General features: G+C 33.2%; 13 protein-coding genes and 2 other annotated features. All 13 genes read right to left on the bottom strand.

What is annotated here, in order from left to right; translation table 11 throughout:
- Positions 1-192: 192 nt before the first annotated feature.
- The 13 genes from DER71_RS10620 to DER71_RS10560 all read right to left on the bottom strand — a co-directional run bounded on the left by DER71_RS10620 (position 193) and on the right by DER71_RS10560 (position 15,384).
- Positions 193-1,536 (bottom strand): sodium:alanine symporter family protein, encoded by a 1,344-nt coding sequence (locus DER71_RS10620; RefSeq protein WP_114458780.1) that lies wholly within the window; start codon positions 1,534-1,536, stop codon positions 193-195.
- A 527-nt stretch (positions 1,537-2,063) separates the two neighbouring features.
- Positions 2,064-2,552, bottom strand: a complete 489-nt coding sequence (locus tag DER71_RS10615; RefSeq protein ID WP_233487049.1) for a hypothetical protein — start codon at positions 2,550-2,552, stop codon at positions 2,064-2,066.
- A 407-nt stretch (positions 2,553-2,959) separates the two neighbouring features.
- Positions 2,960-4,150: an aminotransferase class I/II-fold pyridoxal phosphate-dependent enzyme gene (locus DER71_RS10610; RefSeq protein WP_114458778.1), complete on the bottom strand. Its 1,191-nt coding sequence runs from the start codon at positions 4,148-4,150 to the stop codon at positions 2,960-2,962.
- Between the two features lie 116 nt (positions 4,151-4,266).
- The gene (locus DER71_RS10605) at positions 4,267-5,064 is read right to left on the bottom strand and encodes a QueT transporter family protein (RefSeq protein WP_114458777.1); all 798 of its coding nucleotides are present in this window, start codon (positions 5,062-5,064) and stop codon (positions 4,267-4,269) included.
- Positions 5,065-5,160: 96 nt separating this feature from the next.
- A complete protein-coding gene (locus DER71_RS10600; RefSeq protein WP_114458776.1) occupies positions 5,161-5,928 on the bottom strand; it encodes an S-methyl-5'-thioinosine phosphorylase in 768 nt (255 codons plus the stop codon).
- Positions 5,929-5,959: 31 nt separating this feature from the next.
- Complete coding sequence (locus DER71_RS10595; protein ID WP_114458775.1) at positions 5,960-6,718, bottom strand: energy-coupling factor transporter transmembrane protein EcfT; 759 nt, start codon at positions 6,716-6,718, stop codon at positions 5,960-5,962.
- A gap of 1 nt (position 6,719) precedes the next feature.
- Positions 6,720-8,435, bottom strand: a complete 1,716-nt coding sequence (locus tag DER71_RS10590) for an energy-coupling factor ABC transporter ATP-binding protein (protein ID WP_114458782.1) — start codon at positions 8,433-8,435, stop codon at positions 6,720-6,722.
- A gap of 236 nt (positions 8,436-8,671) precedes the next feature.
- A complete protein-coding gene (locus tag DER71_RS10585; protein WP_114458774.1) occupies positions 8,672-9,406 on the bottom strand; it encodes an amino acid ABC transporter ATP-binding protein in 735 nt (244 codons plus the stop codon).
- Positions 9,403-10,080 carry an amino acid ABC transporter permease gene (locus tag DER71_RS10580; protein WP_114458773.1) on the bottom strand — a complete coding sequence of 226 codons (678 nt, stop codon included), beginning with the start codon at positions 10,078-10,080 and terminating at the stop codon, positions 9,403-9,405. The genes DER71_RS10585 and DER71_RS10580 overlap by 4 nt, the downstream gene beginning before the upstream one ends.
- 10 nt (positions 10,081-10,090) lie before the next feature.
- On the bottom strand, positions 10,091-11,389 hold the full coding sequence (gene larA, locus DER71_RS10575; RefSeq protein WP_233487048.1) for a nickel-dependent lactate racemase: 1,299 nt from the start codon (positions 11,387-11,389) through the stop codon (positions 10,091-10,093).
- A 2-nt stretch (positions 11,390-11,391) separates the two neighbouring features.
- On the bottom strand, positions 11,392-12,564 hold the full coding sequence (locus tag DER71_RS10570; RefSeq protein WP_158531763.1) for an aminotransferase class I/II-fold pyridoxal phosphate-dependent enzyme: 1,173 nt from the start codon (positions 12,562-12,564) through the stop codon (positions 11,392-11,394).
- Between the two features lie 226 nt (positions 12,565-12,790).
- Entirely contained in the window at positions 12,791-13,603 is an 813-nt protein-coding gene (locus DER71_RS10565) for a transporter substrate-binding domain-containing protein (protein ID WP_114458771.1), read from the bottom strand.
- Between the two features lie 70 nt (positions 13,604-13,673).
- Positions 13,674-13,885: a binding site (T-box leader), on the bottom strand.
- 145 nt (positions 13,886-14,030) lie between these two features.
- Positions 14,031-14,242, bottom strand: a binding site (T-box leader).
- 134 nt (positions 14,243-14,376) lie between these two features.
- The gene (locus tag DER71_RS10560) at positions 14,377-15,384 is read right to left on the bottom strand and encodes a peptidylprolyl isomerase (protein WP_114458770.1); all 1,008 of its coding nucleotides are present in this window, start codon (positions 15,382-15,384) and stop codon (positions 14,377-14,379) included.
- Between the last annotated feature and the right edge of the window lie 207 nt (positions 15,385-15,591).

The raw sequence follows: 15,591 nt of genomic DNA, 5'->3' as shown, positions 1-15,591 counted from the left end.
TGTGCCCATAGTTATCTAAATTGATCTCCAGCCAGGCTGGCCTGATATTATTAAACTTATCCTGATAATTCATAATTACATCTCCCAGACATATTTACCAGATTTAATTATATCTATCTGAAGAATTTATTATCTTCAGATAGATATATAAGTAATTTCACATTCAGTTATTATCTGAAATATTATTTAAGATTAATTATTTTGAAAATATTTTTTCGTTTCTTTAAACACAACAGGACTTAATATTAAAATCGCAATTAAGTTAGGAATAATCATTAGACCATTCATTGTATCAGCTAAAGCCCAAATAGCTTCTAAGTTTCCAACTGCACCTACAAATACAAATATAACGAATAAATATCTATAGACTTTAATTGATTTTGAACCAAGTATATATTCTATCGATTTTTCTCCATAATAGCTCCAGGTCAGAATTGTAGAAAAAGCAAAAAATATTAAACCAAATGCAACTATATAACCACCTGGCCCTGGAAGTCCTTTGTTAAAAGCCAGAGTAGTCAGTTCAGCGCCAGTTTCTCCTACAGACCATACACCACTCATAATAATAACCAGAGCAGTCATTGTACAGACGATAATTGTATCAATAAAACCACCTAACATACCAACAATACCCTGGCGAACAGGTTCATCTGTTGTAGTTGCCGCATGAGCTATAGCAGCACTACCGAGTCCTGCTTCATTAGAAAATACTCCTCTTGCAACTCCAAAACGTACTACCTGTGATAAAGTTGCTCCGGTAAATCCACCAACTGCCGCATGACCACTAAAGGCGCTTTTGAATATCAGAGAAAATGCTGGACCCAAACTGCTGATATTAACAACAATAATCCAGATAGAACCTAAAACATAAATCACTGCCATCAGAGGAACCAATTTTTCTGTAACTTCAGCAATTCTTTCAATCCCACCTACTATAACAACATATGTTAATACAGCTAAAACCACACCGGTAACCCAGTAAGGTATTCCAACTGACTGTCCCAGTGCTCTTGCAACTGAATTTGATTGAACAGTATTTCCAATGCCGAAAGTAGCTAAAGCTGCAAAAATTGCAAAAGCTACACCAAGCCAGTTCCAGCTTTTACTCAGTCCATTTTTGATGTAATACATGGGACCACCTGCAAACTGACCGGTATCTTTTTTCTCCCTATATTTTACCGCCAGCACTGCCTCACTGTATTTTATTGCCATTCCAAAAAATGCAGTAATCCACATCCAGACTACTGCTCCAGGTCCTCCCATAAATATAGCAGTTGCAACTCCTGCAATATTACCTGTACCAATTGTTGCGGCTAAAGAAGTCATTAAGGCCTGAAATGGTGTTATATCTCCTTCACCTTTCTGTTTTTCTTTATCAATTCCGGAAAACAGCATTTTAAAAGCATAAAATAATTTGCGAATTGTTACTCCTTTTAAACCAAAGGTTAAATAGACACCAGTACCCAATAATAGAAATAGCATAAAAGGTCCCCAGACAAAATTACTTACTGCCGCATTGATCTTAAAAAATCCCATCTTTCCCCTCCATTTTAGTTTTTTTAGAATGAATTCTTATTATTTCTTGATTAAACTTATAAAATGAGTCTTGAATAAAATTCTAGATCAGACTCCTCTTATTATTTAATTTTTGCTTCCTCTAAATCCCTCCATTTTATTTATTTTTACATTGTAGAATATTTAAATATTTCAGACAATAACTGTTATTAGTATAGTTTTTAAAAAACAATAAGTCAAGTCTTTTGACAAAATAAAACAAAATTTTCACAAATTTCTTTTTTAAACTCTATTATTAGCCCTTTCACAGGATAAAATATATCTTTTTTAACACCTCACATGAAAAAACTCCCTGCTTAAATAGCAGAAAGTTTATTTCTAAATAAATAAAAACTTCTTTTACTAATTATTAAAAAGCAGTTCAGCAAGGAAAAATGCTTTATTTTCGTCAAAGCTTAAGCCCTTTTTACACAGTGATGACAGTAGGGAGCTGTTTTACATTAATATTATATGACAGTATTAAAAATCTTTTTGCTCTCTGTAAGTTTTTAGTAATACTTAAATTTGATATCTGAATCAAGATACCTTAGATATCTTTTCTTTTTATCTCGAAGATCATGACTGACAAAGAAAAACAGAGAAAATGCTTCCCAGAGAAAAACCCATCCCCCTACAAAAACTCCCTGCATAAGCATATCAAGCCAGAGATTAAAGTCAGAGTTTTTTAATATCAATGTTGGAAAAAGAAAGATTAGTCCCATAAAAATATATATTAATGATTTTTTGTTATTTATCTTTAAATCTCTGTTAATTAAATGAAGATCCATCCTAAAATTATTTTTTATTGTTGCTCTAGAATCTTTTTCTTTTTTTATATTTTTTTCTTCTTCCGGCATATAAAAACACAGTTCTACTTTATTTTTAATCGGCAGCTCCCAGCTCGCCCTCTCCAGATAATCGGCAAGTTCTGGATTTAGTTCTTTTCTATCCAGAGCAGATCCATCCCAGCTGTTAAAGAGATCATCATATTTATTCAAAGATAGTTCAATAATATAAGCACTTTTGTGTATATCAGTATGATATATATACCGTAATTGATAGGAATCTAAATTAATAAAACCACCACCACCTTCAGCTATTTAAAAAGCAATTCCATATAATAATTATTATTTTCCAGTCTGTTAATTAAAATAACAAAAAATTAAATCAATCTCAAATCCAGACTGCAGATTGGTGTAGCCTTTTATTTTATTGTTCAACTATCTATGATTGCACTGCAAAAAGTCGATTTTGGTCATTTTAACAATTTGACACTCCTGCCATAATAAGGATTATAAAATTCAAAATTGCTAATTAAGACATTTTGCAGTGTAACCATCTATTACTGTTTAAGAAGATGAATTTCCAATCCAAGTAAAATATCTCTAAATTGGAATTGTTTTAATTATATTTGCGAAAGTGCATTATCCAGGTCATCAATAATATCCTGATAATGTTCTAGTCCAATTGAAATTCTGATCATACTTTTTGTCAATCCAAACTGGGCCAGCTTTTCTTCAGGATAACCTCGATGGGTCATAGCTGCTGGAAGTTCTATTAATGTTTCACAGTCTCCGAGAGAAACAGCCAGCTGAGCCAGTTCAACAGAATTAATAAATTTTTTGGCATTTTCAAAACTGCCGTCAATTTCAAAGCTGATCATTGCTCCAAAACCATCCATCTGCTTTTTGGCAGTTTCATGTCCAGCAAAATCTTCAAGCCCTGGATAATAAACTTCTTTAACTTTTTTGTGCCCGAGCAAAAATTCTGCAGTTTTCTGAGCATTTTTTTCGTGTTCTCTCATTCTTAAAGCAAGTGTTTTTAATCCTCTAAGCATTAACCAGGCATTACTGGGACTTAAAACACCTCCAAATTCACACATATAGTCAAATTTTAACCGCTGAATATAATCTGCATCTTTAGAAACAGCAACACCACCCAGTGAATCACCATGACCACAGATATATTTTGTAGCACTATGTACAACCACATCTACTCCCAGAGTAAGTGGGCGCTGAAAATAAGGTGTGGCAAAAGTATTATCAACAACTATCTTAACATCCTTTTCTTTTGCAATTTTTGCAACTTTTTCAATATCTATAATCATCAAATTGGGATTGGAAGGTGTTTCAAAATATATTACCTTTGTGTTTTCATCTATTAGATCATAAAGCTTGTCTGTTCTGCTCAGATCAGCAATTTTGCAGTCCACACTGTATTCCGGCAGAAGTTTTGTTGCCACATTATAGCTGGAACCATAAAGTGTTTTATTTACTATTACATTATCCCCCGGTTTTGTTAAAGAAAACAGTACAGAACTTATTGCCGCCATTCCGGAAGAAAACGCTACTGCTCCATTTCCTTTTTCCAGTTCAGTCATTCTTTTTTCAAACAATCTCAGAGTAGGATTATTACCTCTTGTATAAACATAATCATCACTTTCAAATGACATCACTTTTTCCACATGTTCTAAATCATCGAAAACAAATGTGCTTGTCTGATAAATTGGAGGATTTAAAGCATTATTTGCATTCTTACCTTCTGCTCCTCCATGAATAGTTAGCGTCTGAAAATCCAGGTCCTTATTTTTCATCATTAAACCTCTTTCCTGTTTGCTATAATAAAAATATTCCTATCTTACTCAAAAAATCAATTTTATTTCTATTCCTCTATTGCTTAATATTAAATATGCAGCTAACTGGTGCTGAATGTTTACTGCATAAAACTGCCAATAAAGGTTGCCGCAACACCAATACCTGCCACTAAGATAACACTTGTACCTTCTCCAGCCTGACCGGTAAAACTGAATAGTTCCTGTCCTGCTGCTCCTGCTGCAACTGCCAGACCGCCCAGAAGACCAAACATTACTCCCAAATACATAATAATAGATCCCATTCTTGCCGCTGCTCCGGTTTTAGGCATATCTTCTGGAGGAAGTATATCTGTCCACATTAAATCCCATTTTTTGATTCTGGGATAAAGTACAATAAGAAGTGGTATTCCAAGTACTATAGAAGGAATAGAATTATTGAGAGTGATAATTGCACCAAGAGCTGCAAAAGGTACCATACCTAGTAATTCAAGTCCCCAGCCAATAATTAAAGCACAGCCTAAAGCACCTCCAAGAGCTGCAACTATAAATGTCCATATTTTCCTTCCAGATTTAAGATCAGGTTCTCTATCATTTTTATTTACAAGACCCATATTATCCCATACCTTATACGGAATATATGCGAACATAAAGTTACCAACAAAGCCAAAAATACTTCCTATACCGAGTGATCCAAAAAAATCTCCTATTAAGTTTCCAATCGCAGATCCCCAGGCTCCGGCTGGACCGAACAATAATCCCATCACAACAGGTAATGCACTTGCAGGTCTGACTTCTGTAATACCTGGAATTAATACTATAGATTTAAACGGAATTAATAAAGCTGCATATAGTCCAGCACAGAGTGCAACAAGCACAACCATCTTGGTCGATTTCCACATACTAAATACTTCTTTCATTAAAAACTCCCCCTTGTAAAATAGCATATTTAATTTATTAAATTCTGATCTTTTTGATTGGTAATAAAGTAACCAAATTAATTTACACTCAGAAATTTAAACATTGATAGCAGCTTCAGTACATCTGCAGTGTTTCTGATCAAGTCCCTCTTGAAAAATATTTAGAATTACTTCTATAATCTTTTCTTTATTATCTGCCAGTGAATTTTTTATTTCATGTTCTGAAACTTCTGATTTCATACCTGTACACCAGTTAGTTATTACTGCAACTGAAGAATAGCAGATCCCCAATTCCTTGGCCAGCACAACTTCTGGAACCCCTGTCATTCCAACAACATCTCCACCCAGTTTCTGAAACATTCTTATTTCGGCAGCTGTTTCAAATCGCGGTCCTTCTGTACAAACATAGACACCACTTCCGGCAATTTGCAGCTCCTTCTCTTCTGCTTTATCATAAAATTCACTTCTAAGATTGCTGCAGTAAGGATCACTCATATCAAAATGTTTTACAGGCATATCTTCTCCTTCAAAAAAGGTAAGCTGCCTTCCTTTAGTAAAATCCAGAAAATCATTAACCACTACTATATCTCCCGGCCCATACTTTTCATTACAGGAACCGACTGCTGCAGTTGCATAAACATAACGTACACCAAGTTTCTGAAGGGCCTTCATATTAGCCTTATAATTTATCTGATGTGGTGGTTTAGAGTGATCTTTTCCATGTCTGGCCAGAAATACTATTTTTTCACCGCCAAATTCAATAATATCTACTTCTGCATCTCCATATTCTGTTCTTACAGCTTTGCTCTCATTTTTATCACTTAAATCATATACTCCTGTTCCACCTATAACTGCTTTTTCCAAATAACTCACCCCTGTTATATATAAATAAACTTTAAAAATCAAATGTCAGCTTTACATAAATCGATACAGCTACCAAAATAAATGTTATTATCATAAATATATAATCTCTCTTATCATAGCTTAACTGAAGGTAATTAGTTCTCTCCGAATCATATCCAAAACCCTTAGATTCTAATGCCATTGAAAAGACATTGGTCCCTCTTATAACAGAAACAAAGGTCGGAATAATAAGTGGTACATATTTTTTTATTTTTTCAAAAATAGATCCAGAATCAAGATCAAGCCCACGCGAACGCTGTGCCTGAGTAATAGTATAGCTAGTTCCAACAATCATCGGTACAAGCCTAATTGCCGTAGAAAAAGCAAATGCTCCTCTGTATGGAATTTTTAGTTTTACCAGGCCAAGTGAAATACCCTCAATAGTTGTAGAGCTCAAAAATATCATCCCTGCTATTATCATTACATTAAATTTAACTGCAACAGTCAGCCCATAAATAAATCCTTCTAAAGTTATCGGGCCAAGTAGTTTAGTCTCACCACCTCCTACAATCGACCAGATTAAAATAGACATAAGTGCAATCATAAACAATATGACTCTAATTCTTTTGAGATTGGCCAGAACTTTTCCGGAATAACCATAAAAAAGTACTAATGCTGCCAGAGCTAAAAGTACAGGAAGAGAATTAAATAGTAGTGCAATTGTAAATGTCCCAAACATAACAAATATTTTTGTTCTAGGATCAAGGTTATGTACAAAAGTGTCTTTATCCATATATAAGAACATATCCATATTATCTTCCTCCCTCTGTACAGCTGATCATTTCTTCAACAGATAAAAATGTTTTACCCATTTTATTACTCATACTTACTATATGTGGTGTTTTAAGATATGACTTCATGAGTTCTTCTTCTCTCTTAAATACATCTCTTATACCACCATACATACTTAGCTTACCTTCATTTATAACTGCAACACGATGTGCATATTCGGAAACAACCCACATAGTATGTGTTATCATTACAATAGTATGACCCTGTTCATTTAATTTTTTAATTAAATCCATCATCTGTTTCTGCTCACTGTAATCAAGACCAGTTGTTGGTTCATCCAGTATAATAACTTTTGGCCTTGCCGATAAAATAGAAGCAACTGCAATTCTCTGCCTCTCTCCTTTAGTTAAAGAAAATGGATCTTCTTCTTCATATCCCAGCATATCAACAGATTCCAGTGCTTCTTTAACTCTCAAATCAATTTCTTCTTCAGATACACCCCTTATTTTAGGGCTGAAAGCAACTTCTTCATAAACTGTATCAGCAAATATCTGATGATCCGGATTTTGAAATGCATAGGCAATTTTTTTCCCTATTTCAAAAATACTTGAATCAACAGTCTCTTTACCACTAATTTTTACACTTCCTTCTGTCGGTTCAAGAAGAGCATTGAAATGTTTTACAAGCGTTGTTTTCCCACTCCCATTATGACCTAAAACAGCAAGAAATTCTCCATCTCTAATATCAAGATCAATACCTTTTAATGCTTCTGTTCCATCAGAATATGTGTGGTGAAGATTTTTTACTTCTATTAATTTTTCACCATAGCTGTCACTTCTCTGCTTTTCTTTTTCTAAAATCTGATTGTATTTTTCTTCATTTATTTCTAAATTGAGCTCATTAAAAGTCTGCAGTCCTTCTTCCGGTCTAAGTGGAAGTTCATCCTGAGAAAGATTCGAAATACGAGAAAAATATTTTGGAATCTGCAGAGACATAATTCCAATCTCATCAATAAAATCTACTTCTTTTAAAACATCTTCTGGCTTTCCGTCTCGGAGAATTTCACCTTCATCCATTATTAAAAGTCTGTCACCATTTAAAGCCTCTTCTGTTTCATGTTCAATAATTATCAATGTTAGGTCACTTTGTTCATGTAATTCTTCTGCTATATTAAAGATACCCAGCTTACCAAGTGGATCAAGATCGGTTGTTGGTTCATCCATACATATTATATCAGGTTCAAAAGATAATACTGATCCAATTGCCAGCCTCTGTTTCTGTCCTCCAGAAAGTGTAGACGGCTGCCTATTTTCCAGTCCTTCCAGTTTTACTGTTTTTAATACTTTTTTTATTCTTTCTTTTATTTTTTCTCTCGGAAATTTAAAATTTTCCGGGCCAAATGCAATTTCCAGTTCCAAATTTGTAGAAAAAAGCTGTGCTTCAAAATCCTGAAACACAAGTCCTATTTCTTTTGCCATTATACTAACTTTATTATCACTGGTATCTTTTTCATTTACAATAACTTTGCCTGAAAATTCTCCCCGTTTAAAATGTGGAATCAGGCCATTTAAACAGTTGGCAAGTGTTGATTTACCGGCCCCGCTTGGGCCCATAATAACAACAAATTGACCTCTATCAATATTTAAATTAATATTATTTAATGCTGATTCTTTTTCCTGATCTTTATATTTAAATTTAAGATCTTTAATCTCCACAGCACGAGATTTTTTCTCTATCAAAATTTTCAGCCTCCCTTAAATTTTTTCAGTAATTACCCCTTTTTAAACTTGTCAGACATCACTTATATTAAAAAAGTGTATCATTTTTTGAATTTTATGTCAATATTACGTACCAGGTACAAATTCGCATATTAGTACCAGGTACAAATGAAATATTTCACATAACTTATATATAAATAAAAAATTGCCCGGTCGAGGGCAACTTATTATAATGAATTCTTTAACTATCTTAATTAAAACAAATTTATAACCCTCTCCAAAAAATCCTGTGCTCGCGGATGCTGGGGATTGTTAAAAATTTGTTCTGGTGGTCCCTGTTCGATCAATTTACCTTCATCCATAATTATTACTCTATCTGCTACTTCTTTTGCAAAACTCATTTCATGTGTAACAATAACCATTGTCATTCCTTCAGAAGCAAGATCTTTCATAACTTTTAAAACATCTCCAACCATTTCTGGATCCAGTGCAGAAGTTGGTTCATCAAATAACATCACATCTGGAGACATAGCCAGTGCTCTTGCAATAGCAATTCTCTGCTTCTGACCTCCAGAAAGCTGTGCCGGATAGCTTTTTTCTTTTTCCATCAGTCCAACTTTATCCAGCAAATCTTTGGCTACTTTTTCTGCTTCCTCTGTATTCATATTTTTTAATTTAATTGGTGCCAGAGTTATATTTTCCATGACATTCATATGATTAAAAAGATTAAACTGCTGAAATACCATGCCCATTTTCTGCCGCAGTTTATTTATATCATGATGTTCATCATCCATTATTGAAATACCTTCAAAAATAATATCTCCACTTGAAGGCTCTTCAAGTCTATTAAGACATCTAAGGAGAGTACTTTTCCCAGATCCACTTGGTCCAATTACAACAACAACTTCCCCCTTTTCTACAGTAAGATCAATATCTTTAAGCACATGTAAATCACCAAATTTTTTGTTCAATTTTTTTATTTCTATCAATCTGTACTCAACCTCCTTTCTAAATAACCAACAGCTTTAGACAGGGTAAATGTCAGTACAAAATATATTAAGGCAGCAACAATTAAAGGCTCAAAAGGTTTATAAGTATTTCCCCTAACTGTATCTGCATTATACATAAGATCATGAATACCAATAATAGAAACAATAGCTGATTCCTTAATCACAACGATAAATTCATTACCAAGTGCAGGCAGTATATTTTTAAAAGCTTGTGGCAGTATTATTTTTTGCATAGACATTCCATACGGCATACCAAGTGATCTAGCTGCTTCCATCTGTCCTTTGTCAACAGCCTGAATACCTGCTCTAAAAATCTCAGCAACATATGCACCACTATTAATAGACATGGCAATAACACCGGCCATAAAATCTCCCACATTTTGTCCAAAAAGTGGAAAGTCAGGAAATTCAATTCCGAACATGGGTAAACCATAATAGATAATAAACAACTGTACAAGCAGTGGTGTCCCTCTAATAAATTCAATATAAGCTGATGCAAATGCTTTTAATATTTTATTGCTTGATATTTTGAACATTGCAAGAAAAACACCAATAAATATACCAAATAAAACTGAAAAAAATGCCAGCATTACTGTAATCTGAGTTCCATTAATGAAAAACTTATAATAATCTGCTAAAAATGAAAAATCCAATATAATCCTCCTAACTTTCTACAACAGGAAGTGTATTTGCTGCATCTGGCATCACATAAATATTTTCTAAATAATGTGGCCACTTTTCAACTTCTGCCAGCGCCTCTTCCAGTGTGTTTACCAAAATAATATCTGTTTTATCAATATATTTTTCTTCAAGATCACTTATTAGTATAAATTTTATATTTTCTATAGTCTTTGTAATTAAATAACCTGTATATCTGGAAATGCTAAATTTTTTGCGCAAAAAATCTTCTCTTAAAAAATTATTTTCGTATTTCTGCATAATTTCTTCAACTTCTGGATGTCCAATTCCTTCCCTACATTCTGCCATAAGTATAACACAGCCATTATTTTTTACTGCAGCTGCTGCATTTACAAGAGCTTTAGAAGCCTGATAGAGATTAATATCTTTAGGAAATCCACCACAGGATGCTATTACAAGATCTGCCTTTTTATTAATTTTTATACCAAACATATCAGAAATAAGTTTGCATCCTTTTTTATGGGCCTTTTTATAATCTCCGGCTACTGCTGCCGCAATACCACCTTTCCCATCTGGTATAACATTAAAAATAAAATCAGGTGGAATCATTTCTGCAGCCTCCATCATATCTAAATGGACAGGGTTATTATCAAAATTTCCACTTCTTACATCATCTTTTATACCACCAACTTTTCTGCTGTTTAAAGTAAGAGAATGGTTTGACATAATTGTTTCATAACCTGCTATTCCTGGAAGAATAGATTTCCTTCCACCTGCCCAACCGGCCATATCATGAAAAACAATTCCACCTGTTAATATTAACTTATCTGCATCCACAGCAGCTTTATTTATATAAACAGGTGTGCCAAAAGATGTTTTTCCTAAAAATTTTAAATTATCTTTATCATAACAGTTATGGTCAACAAATTTAATTTTTCCTGCAGTATTTTTCCCCAGAAGCCGGTCTATCTCCTCATTTGTATGAGATCTGTGAGAACCTGTCGCCGCCAGAATAGTAATATCTTCAAGTTCAACTCCACCTGCAGTTATTTCGTCTATAATATAAGGAAGAAATTTATCGATTTTCTGCCAGGATCTTGTTATATCCGAAATTACAATAGTTACTTTATCATCTTTATTAACAATTTCAGAAAGTTTTTTGCTTCCATCAGGGTTACTGAGCGCGGATTTAACAATATCCTTCATTAATTTATTATCATCTTTACTGTAGTTATCAGCCTGAATAATTTTTTTAATTTTATTTCCCTTACAAGAAAATATTTTTTCTTTATCACCATACTTTAATTTAATATTCTGCAGCAAAATTATTCAACCCCTATCTGTTCCTGTATAAATTTATTTATCCTATCAAATGCTTTTTCTAGTTCTTTTATTTCCAGGGTACAGGCAACCCGAACAAACTCACCTTCAGAATCACCAAAATCCCTACCTGGCAGTACAAGTACTGATTTATTTTTTAACAGCTTTAAAGCAAAATCATCAGCAGACAATCCGCTTTTTTTGATATTAATGTAAAGATAAAAAGCACCTTCAGGTTCTGCAGCAGATAGATATGGATTTTCTTTAACTTTTTTCCAGACATATTCCACTCTTTCTTTAAAAGTTATTATTATCTCATCTTTTATCTGTTTTTCCTGCCTTAAAGCAGATAAAGCAGCCCGCTGTGAAATAGAAGGAGCAGAATAACATACACCTTCATTTATCTCCTGCATTATATCCAGAATATCAGGCTGAGCTATAACAAACCCAACTCTCCAACCTGTCATAGCAAATATTTTGGAAAAACTATTTAAAATTACTATTCTTTCTTTCTGCTGCTGAAAATTTATCAATGAATAAAATTTATTATTATAATCAAATGCCTCATATACTTCATCTGAAAAAACCAGCAGATCATATTTTTCTGCCAGCTCAACAATCTGCTTAAGAATCATTTTATTTTGTATTACTCCTGTAGGATTGTGTGGAGAATTTATTAATATTACCTTAGTTTTATCACTGATAAGCTCTTCAAGTTTTTCTGGATCTATTTGAAAATTATCTTCCATTTTTGTTTTCAGAAAAACTGCTTTTCCTCCTGCAAGCTCAACCTGACCTTTATATGGTGTAAAATATGGAGAAGGTATAATTACCTCTTCTCCCGAATTCAAAACTGCTGCCAGGGCCAGAAAAGTCCCATGGCAGGCACCTACTGTCACCATCATTTCATTGAGAGTCAGTTCAGCATCATAATTGCACATGTAATACCTAATAATTTCCTGACGAAGTTCCTTATCTCCGCGCGGATGAGCATATCTGGTATAACCTGCTTCTGCATCTCTGGCTGCTTCTTTAATTACAGATTTTGCTGTAATTATATCTGGATCCCCCAAACTTAAATCTATAATATTATCTTTAGATTCTTTTAAATCTGCTGCAGCTGCAATAAATGAATCTGTTTTATTTTGATATTTTTCGTTTAAAAATCTATTAAACAATTTAATCACCACTCATATAATAAACTTTTAAGAAGTTTCTCCAGTTAAAAATTATGGGAGACCACTTAGATGGTTACACTGCAAAAAGTATTAAATAAAATTTAGACTTATATAATCCCTATCATACCAAACTTCTAAAATTGACATGATATCAAAATCAACTTTTCGCAGTGCACCCTTATATACTTAAATATTATTAATTAAATAACTCTTCTGTTATAATTTATTAATTGCTTTCTGCCAGTTTTGTAGCTTCTGCAATAAATTCAGCAATCTTACCTTCTTCAATTAATCTATCAAGAGTACTATTAATTGCAGCAAGCAAATCAGGATTTCCCTGCTGAACAGCAATAGCTACTCCATCTTCTTTACCAAAAGAAACATCTGCAACCTCAAGATCTTCATTTGCATCAGCATAAGCAGCCGCAACAGGTTTAACCAGTACTACTCCATCTATTTTATCATTTTTAAGCTCCAGCACAAGATCAGTAATTTTACTTAACAGCTTGGTTTCTGAAGCTTCTATTCTTTCGGTTGCAATTTTCTCCTGTACTGTTGCTTTCTGTGCACCAATCTTCAATCCCTTTAAATCTTCAATAGTTTTATATTCACTGCCTTTACCAGCTTTAGTTAAAAATTTCTGTTCTGCCTGATAATAAGGCTGTGAAAAATCAACACTTTTGGCTCTTTCCTCTGTCGGAACCATACCTGCAACAATAAAATCTATATTTCCTGCCTGTAATGCTGCCAGAAGTCCATCAAATTTCATATCTTTAATTTCCAGTTCAACACCCATATCTTTTGCAATCTCTTTTGCAATTTCAATATCAAAACCAACAATATGATCTTCTCCATCAATCTGCTTGTGAAATTCATATGGTGGATAATCAGCTGCAGTTCCCAGAACTATTTTCCCCTCTTCTTTTATCTTTTCTAATTTTGTCATTTCTTCTTCCTGGCTGCTGCACCCACTTAGAATTAAACCCAAACTTAAAATCACCACTACAACTACTACTAAATTCTTTTTGTTTTTAAGCATTTTTTTCCTCCTTGATTTTTAAAATTAATGAATTTTGTCATCCCTAAACCAACAAATCCTCATCTCTTTTAACAGAGACGAGGTTACCCGTGCTACCACTCTAATTGGCAGATTGATATCATAACTGCCCACTCAAAACTTTAACACTGTTCAGTGTCTTTACCTACTTAATTCAGCAAAGCTCCTCCAGGGTGCGCTTCAATTTATCTTTAATACCGGACTCACACCAACTCCGGCTCGCTTAATTAAAAATAAATTTACTCTCCCCTTCTCAGGATTTGATTATCAATTTTTCAGCCTTATTACCCCTGTAAAATAATTAAATTTTTGTACCATAAATAAACTCTTCTTAAATTTTTCCTTAAGATATACACTGTTCTATGATAATACAGCCTTTATTATAAATAAAAAAATCCCGCTCTCCAAAAACAGAGACGAGACTTCCCGTGTTACCACTCTAATTGGCAGATTGATATCATAACTGCCCACTCAAAACTTTAACACTGTTCAGTGTCTTTACCTACTTAATTCAGCAAAGCTCCTCCAGGGTGCGCTTCAATTTATCTTTAATACCGGACTCACACCAACTCCAGCTCGCTTAATTAAAAATAAATTTACTCTCCCCTTCTCAGGATTTGATTATCAATTTTTTATAATTATACACATTGTTATCTTAAAATGCAAGTATAATTTAAAAATAAAAATATTCTGACAATAATCATAAAGCAAAAGCCCCATACAAAATGGGGTTTTTACACTCAATTATTCTATTATTAAATCATGATCTCTACATCAGCTTCTTCTCTCAATTTATCGAGGAATTCACCCCATTTTTTATTTTTCTTTTGATTTAGAAGTTCTTTTTTAAGATCATCTTTAACCTTATTAAATTCTTCAATATATGATTCTTTTACATCAGTAACTTTTATAATATGAAATCCAGATTGGCTTTCAACAACACCACTCATTTCACCCTTATCAAGCTGCATAACAGCTTCCATAAATGCTGGATCCATACCTCTCTGATTTGCTACCAGATAACCAAGATTTCCACCTTTTTCTGCTGAACTATCAGTAGAATGTTTTTTTGCCATTTCTTCAAAATCAGCACCATTTTTCAGCTGTGCAAGAATATCTTCTGCTTTTTCCTTTTCATCAACAAGTATATGCTTAACTTTTTTCTGTTTAGAAACTCTAAAGTTCTCTTTATTATTATTGTAATATTCTTGAGCTTCGTCATCTGTTACAGTTACATCTGAAATAACATCTTCTCTCAGCTGTCTTACTAAAATACCCATTTTATTTCTACTAAAAAATTCATTTTTATAGTCTTCCACTGAGTCATAATCCTTTTTTATATCAGTAGTCAATTCTTCCAATGTTTTATCATTTTCAGACATTAAAGCATCAAGCTGTTTCTGAAAAATTTCATCTTTTTTTTCATCATTGAGGGTCATTCCTCTTTTTTGTGTTTCCTGAACAACCAATTCACTCATAATGAGCTGATTTAATTTCATTTTTCTATAATCTTCAATTAGCTGATTTCCAGCCTCACTCTGAATTAAAAATCCTGTAAATTCCTGATTTATTCTCAACATTTTCATAAGTAAAGGTTCTATTCCAGTAAAGTTCTTCAGCTGCTGCATTGTTATCTTTTCTCCATTAACTGTAGCAGCTATTTTTTCTTTCTGTTCTTTTTGAGTATTCTGTGCCATAACTGTTACAGATAATAGCATAATTAACACTAATGTTATTACAATAAAACTTTTCTTAAATCGCATAAATTTACACACTCCTGTAGTTTAATAAGTATTTTGCTTTAACCAGCTGCACTGTTTATTATATCATATAGATTTAATTTCGCAAACTGCAATATTTACTGGACTTTCCCCATTTTTTATATACTGCTGCAAAAAGGGGAGATGCAGGAATATTGAAATTTTTAGTCAATGAATCTTAACGAAATGAAGGAAGAAATAGGGTTGAAC

Origin of the sequence: Halanaerobium sp. DL-01 (assembly GCF_003338615.1) — a bacterium.
GTDB lineage: Bacteria > Bacillota > Halanaerobiia > Halanaerobiales > Halanaerobiaceae > QPJE01.
The sequence above is the reverse complement of the archived record's forward strand: the minus strand, read 5'-3'. Positions and strand labels throughout refer to the sequence as shown.

What these genes read in the sequence shown, in the direction of transcription:
- DER71_RS10595 (WP_114458775.1), bottom strand. Translation starts at nt 6,718, where the DNA reads ATGGATATGTTCTTATATATGGATAAAGACACTTTTGTACATAACCTT.
- DER71_RS10620 (WP_114458780.1), bottom strand. Translation starts at nt 1,536, where the DNA reads ATGGGATTTTTTAAGATCAATGCGGCAGTAAGTAATTTTGTCTGGGGA.
- DER71_RS10565 (WP_114458771.1), bottom strand. Translation starts at nt 13,603, where the DNA reads ATGCTTAAAAACAAAAAGAATTTAGTAGTAGTTGTAGTGGTGATTTTA.
- DER71_RS10610 (WP_114458778.1), bottom strand. Translation starts at nt 4,150, where the DNA reads ATGATGAAAAATAAGGACCTGGATTTTCAGACGCTAACTATTCATGGA.
- DER71_RS10605 (WP_114458777.1), bottom strand. Translation starts at nt 5,064, where the DNA reads ATGAAAGAAGTATTTAGTATGTGGAAATCGACCAAGATGGTTGTGCTT.
- DER71_RS10560 (WP_114458770.1), bottom strand. Translation starts at nt 15,384, where the DNA reads ATGCGATTTAAGAAAAGTTTTATTGTAATAACATTAGTGTTAATTATG.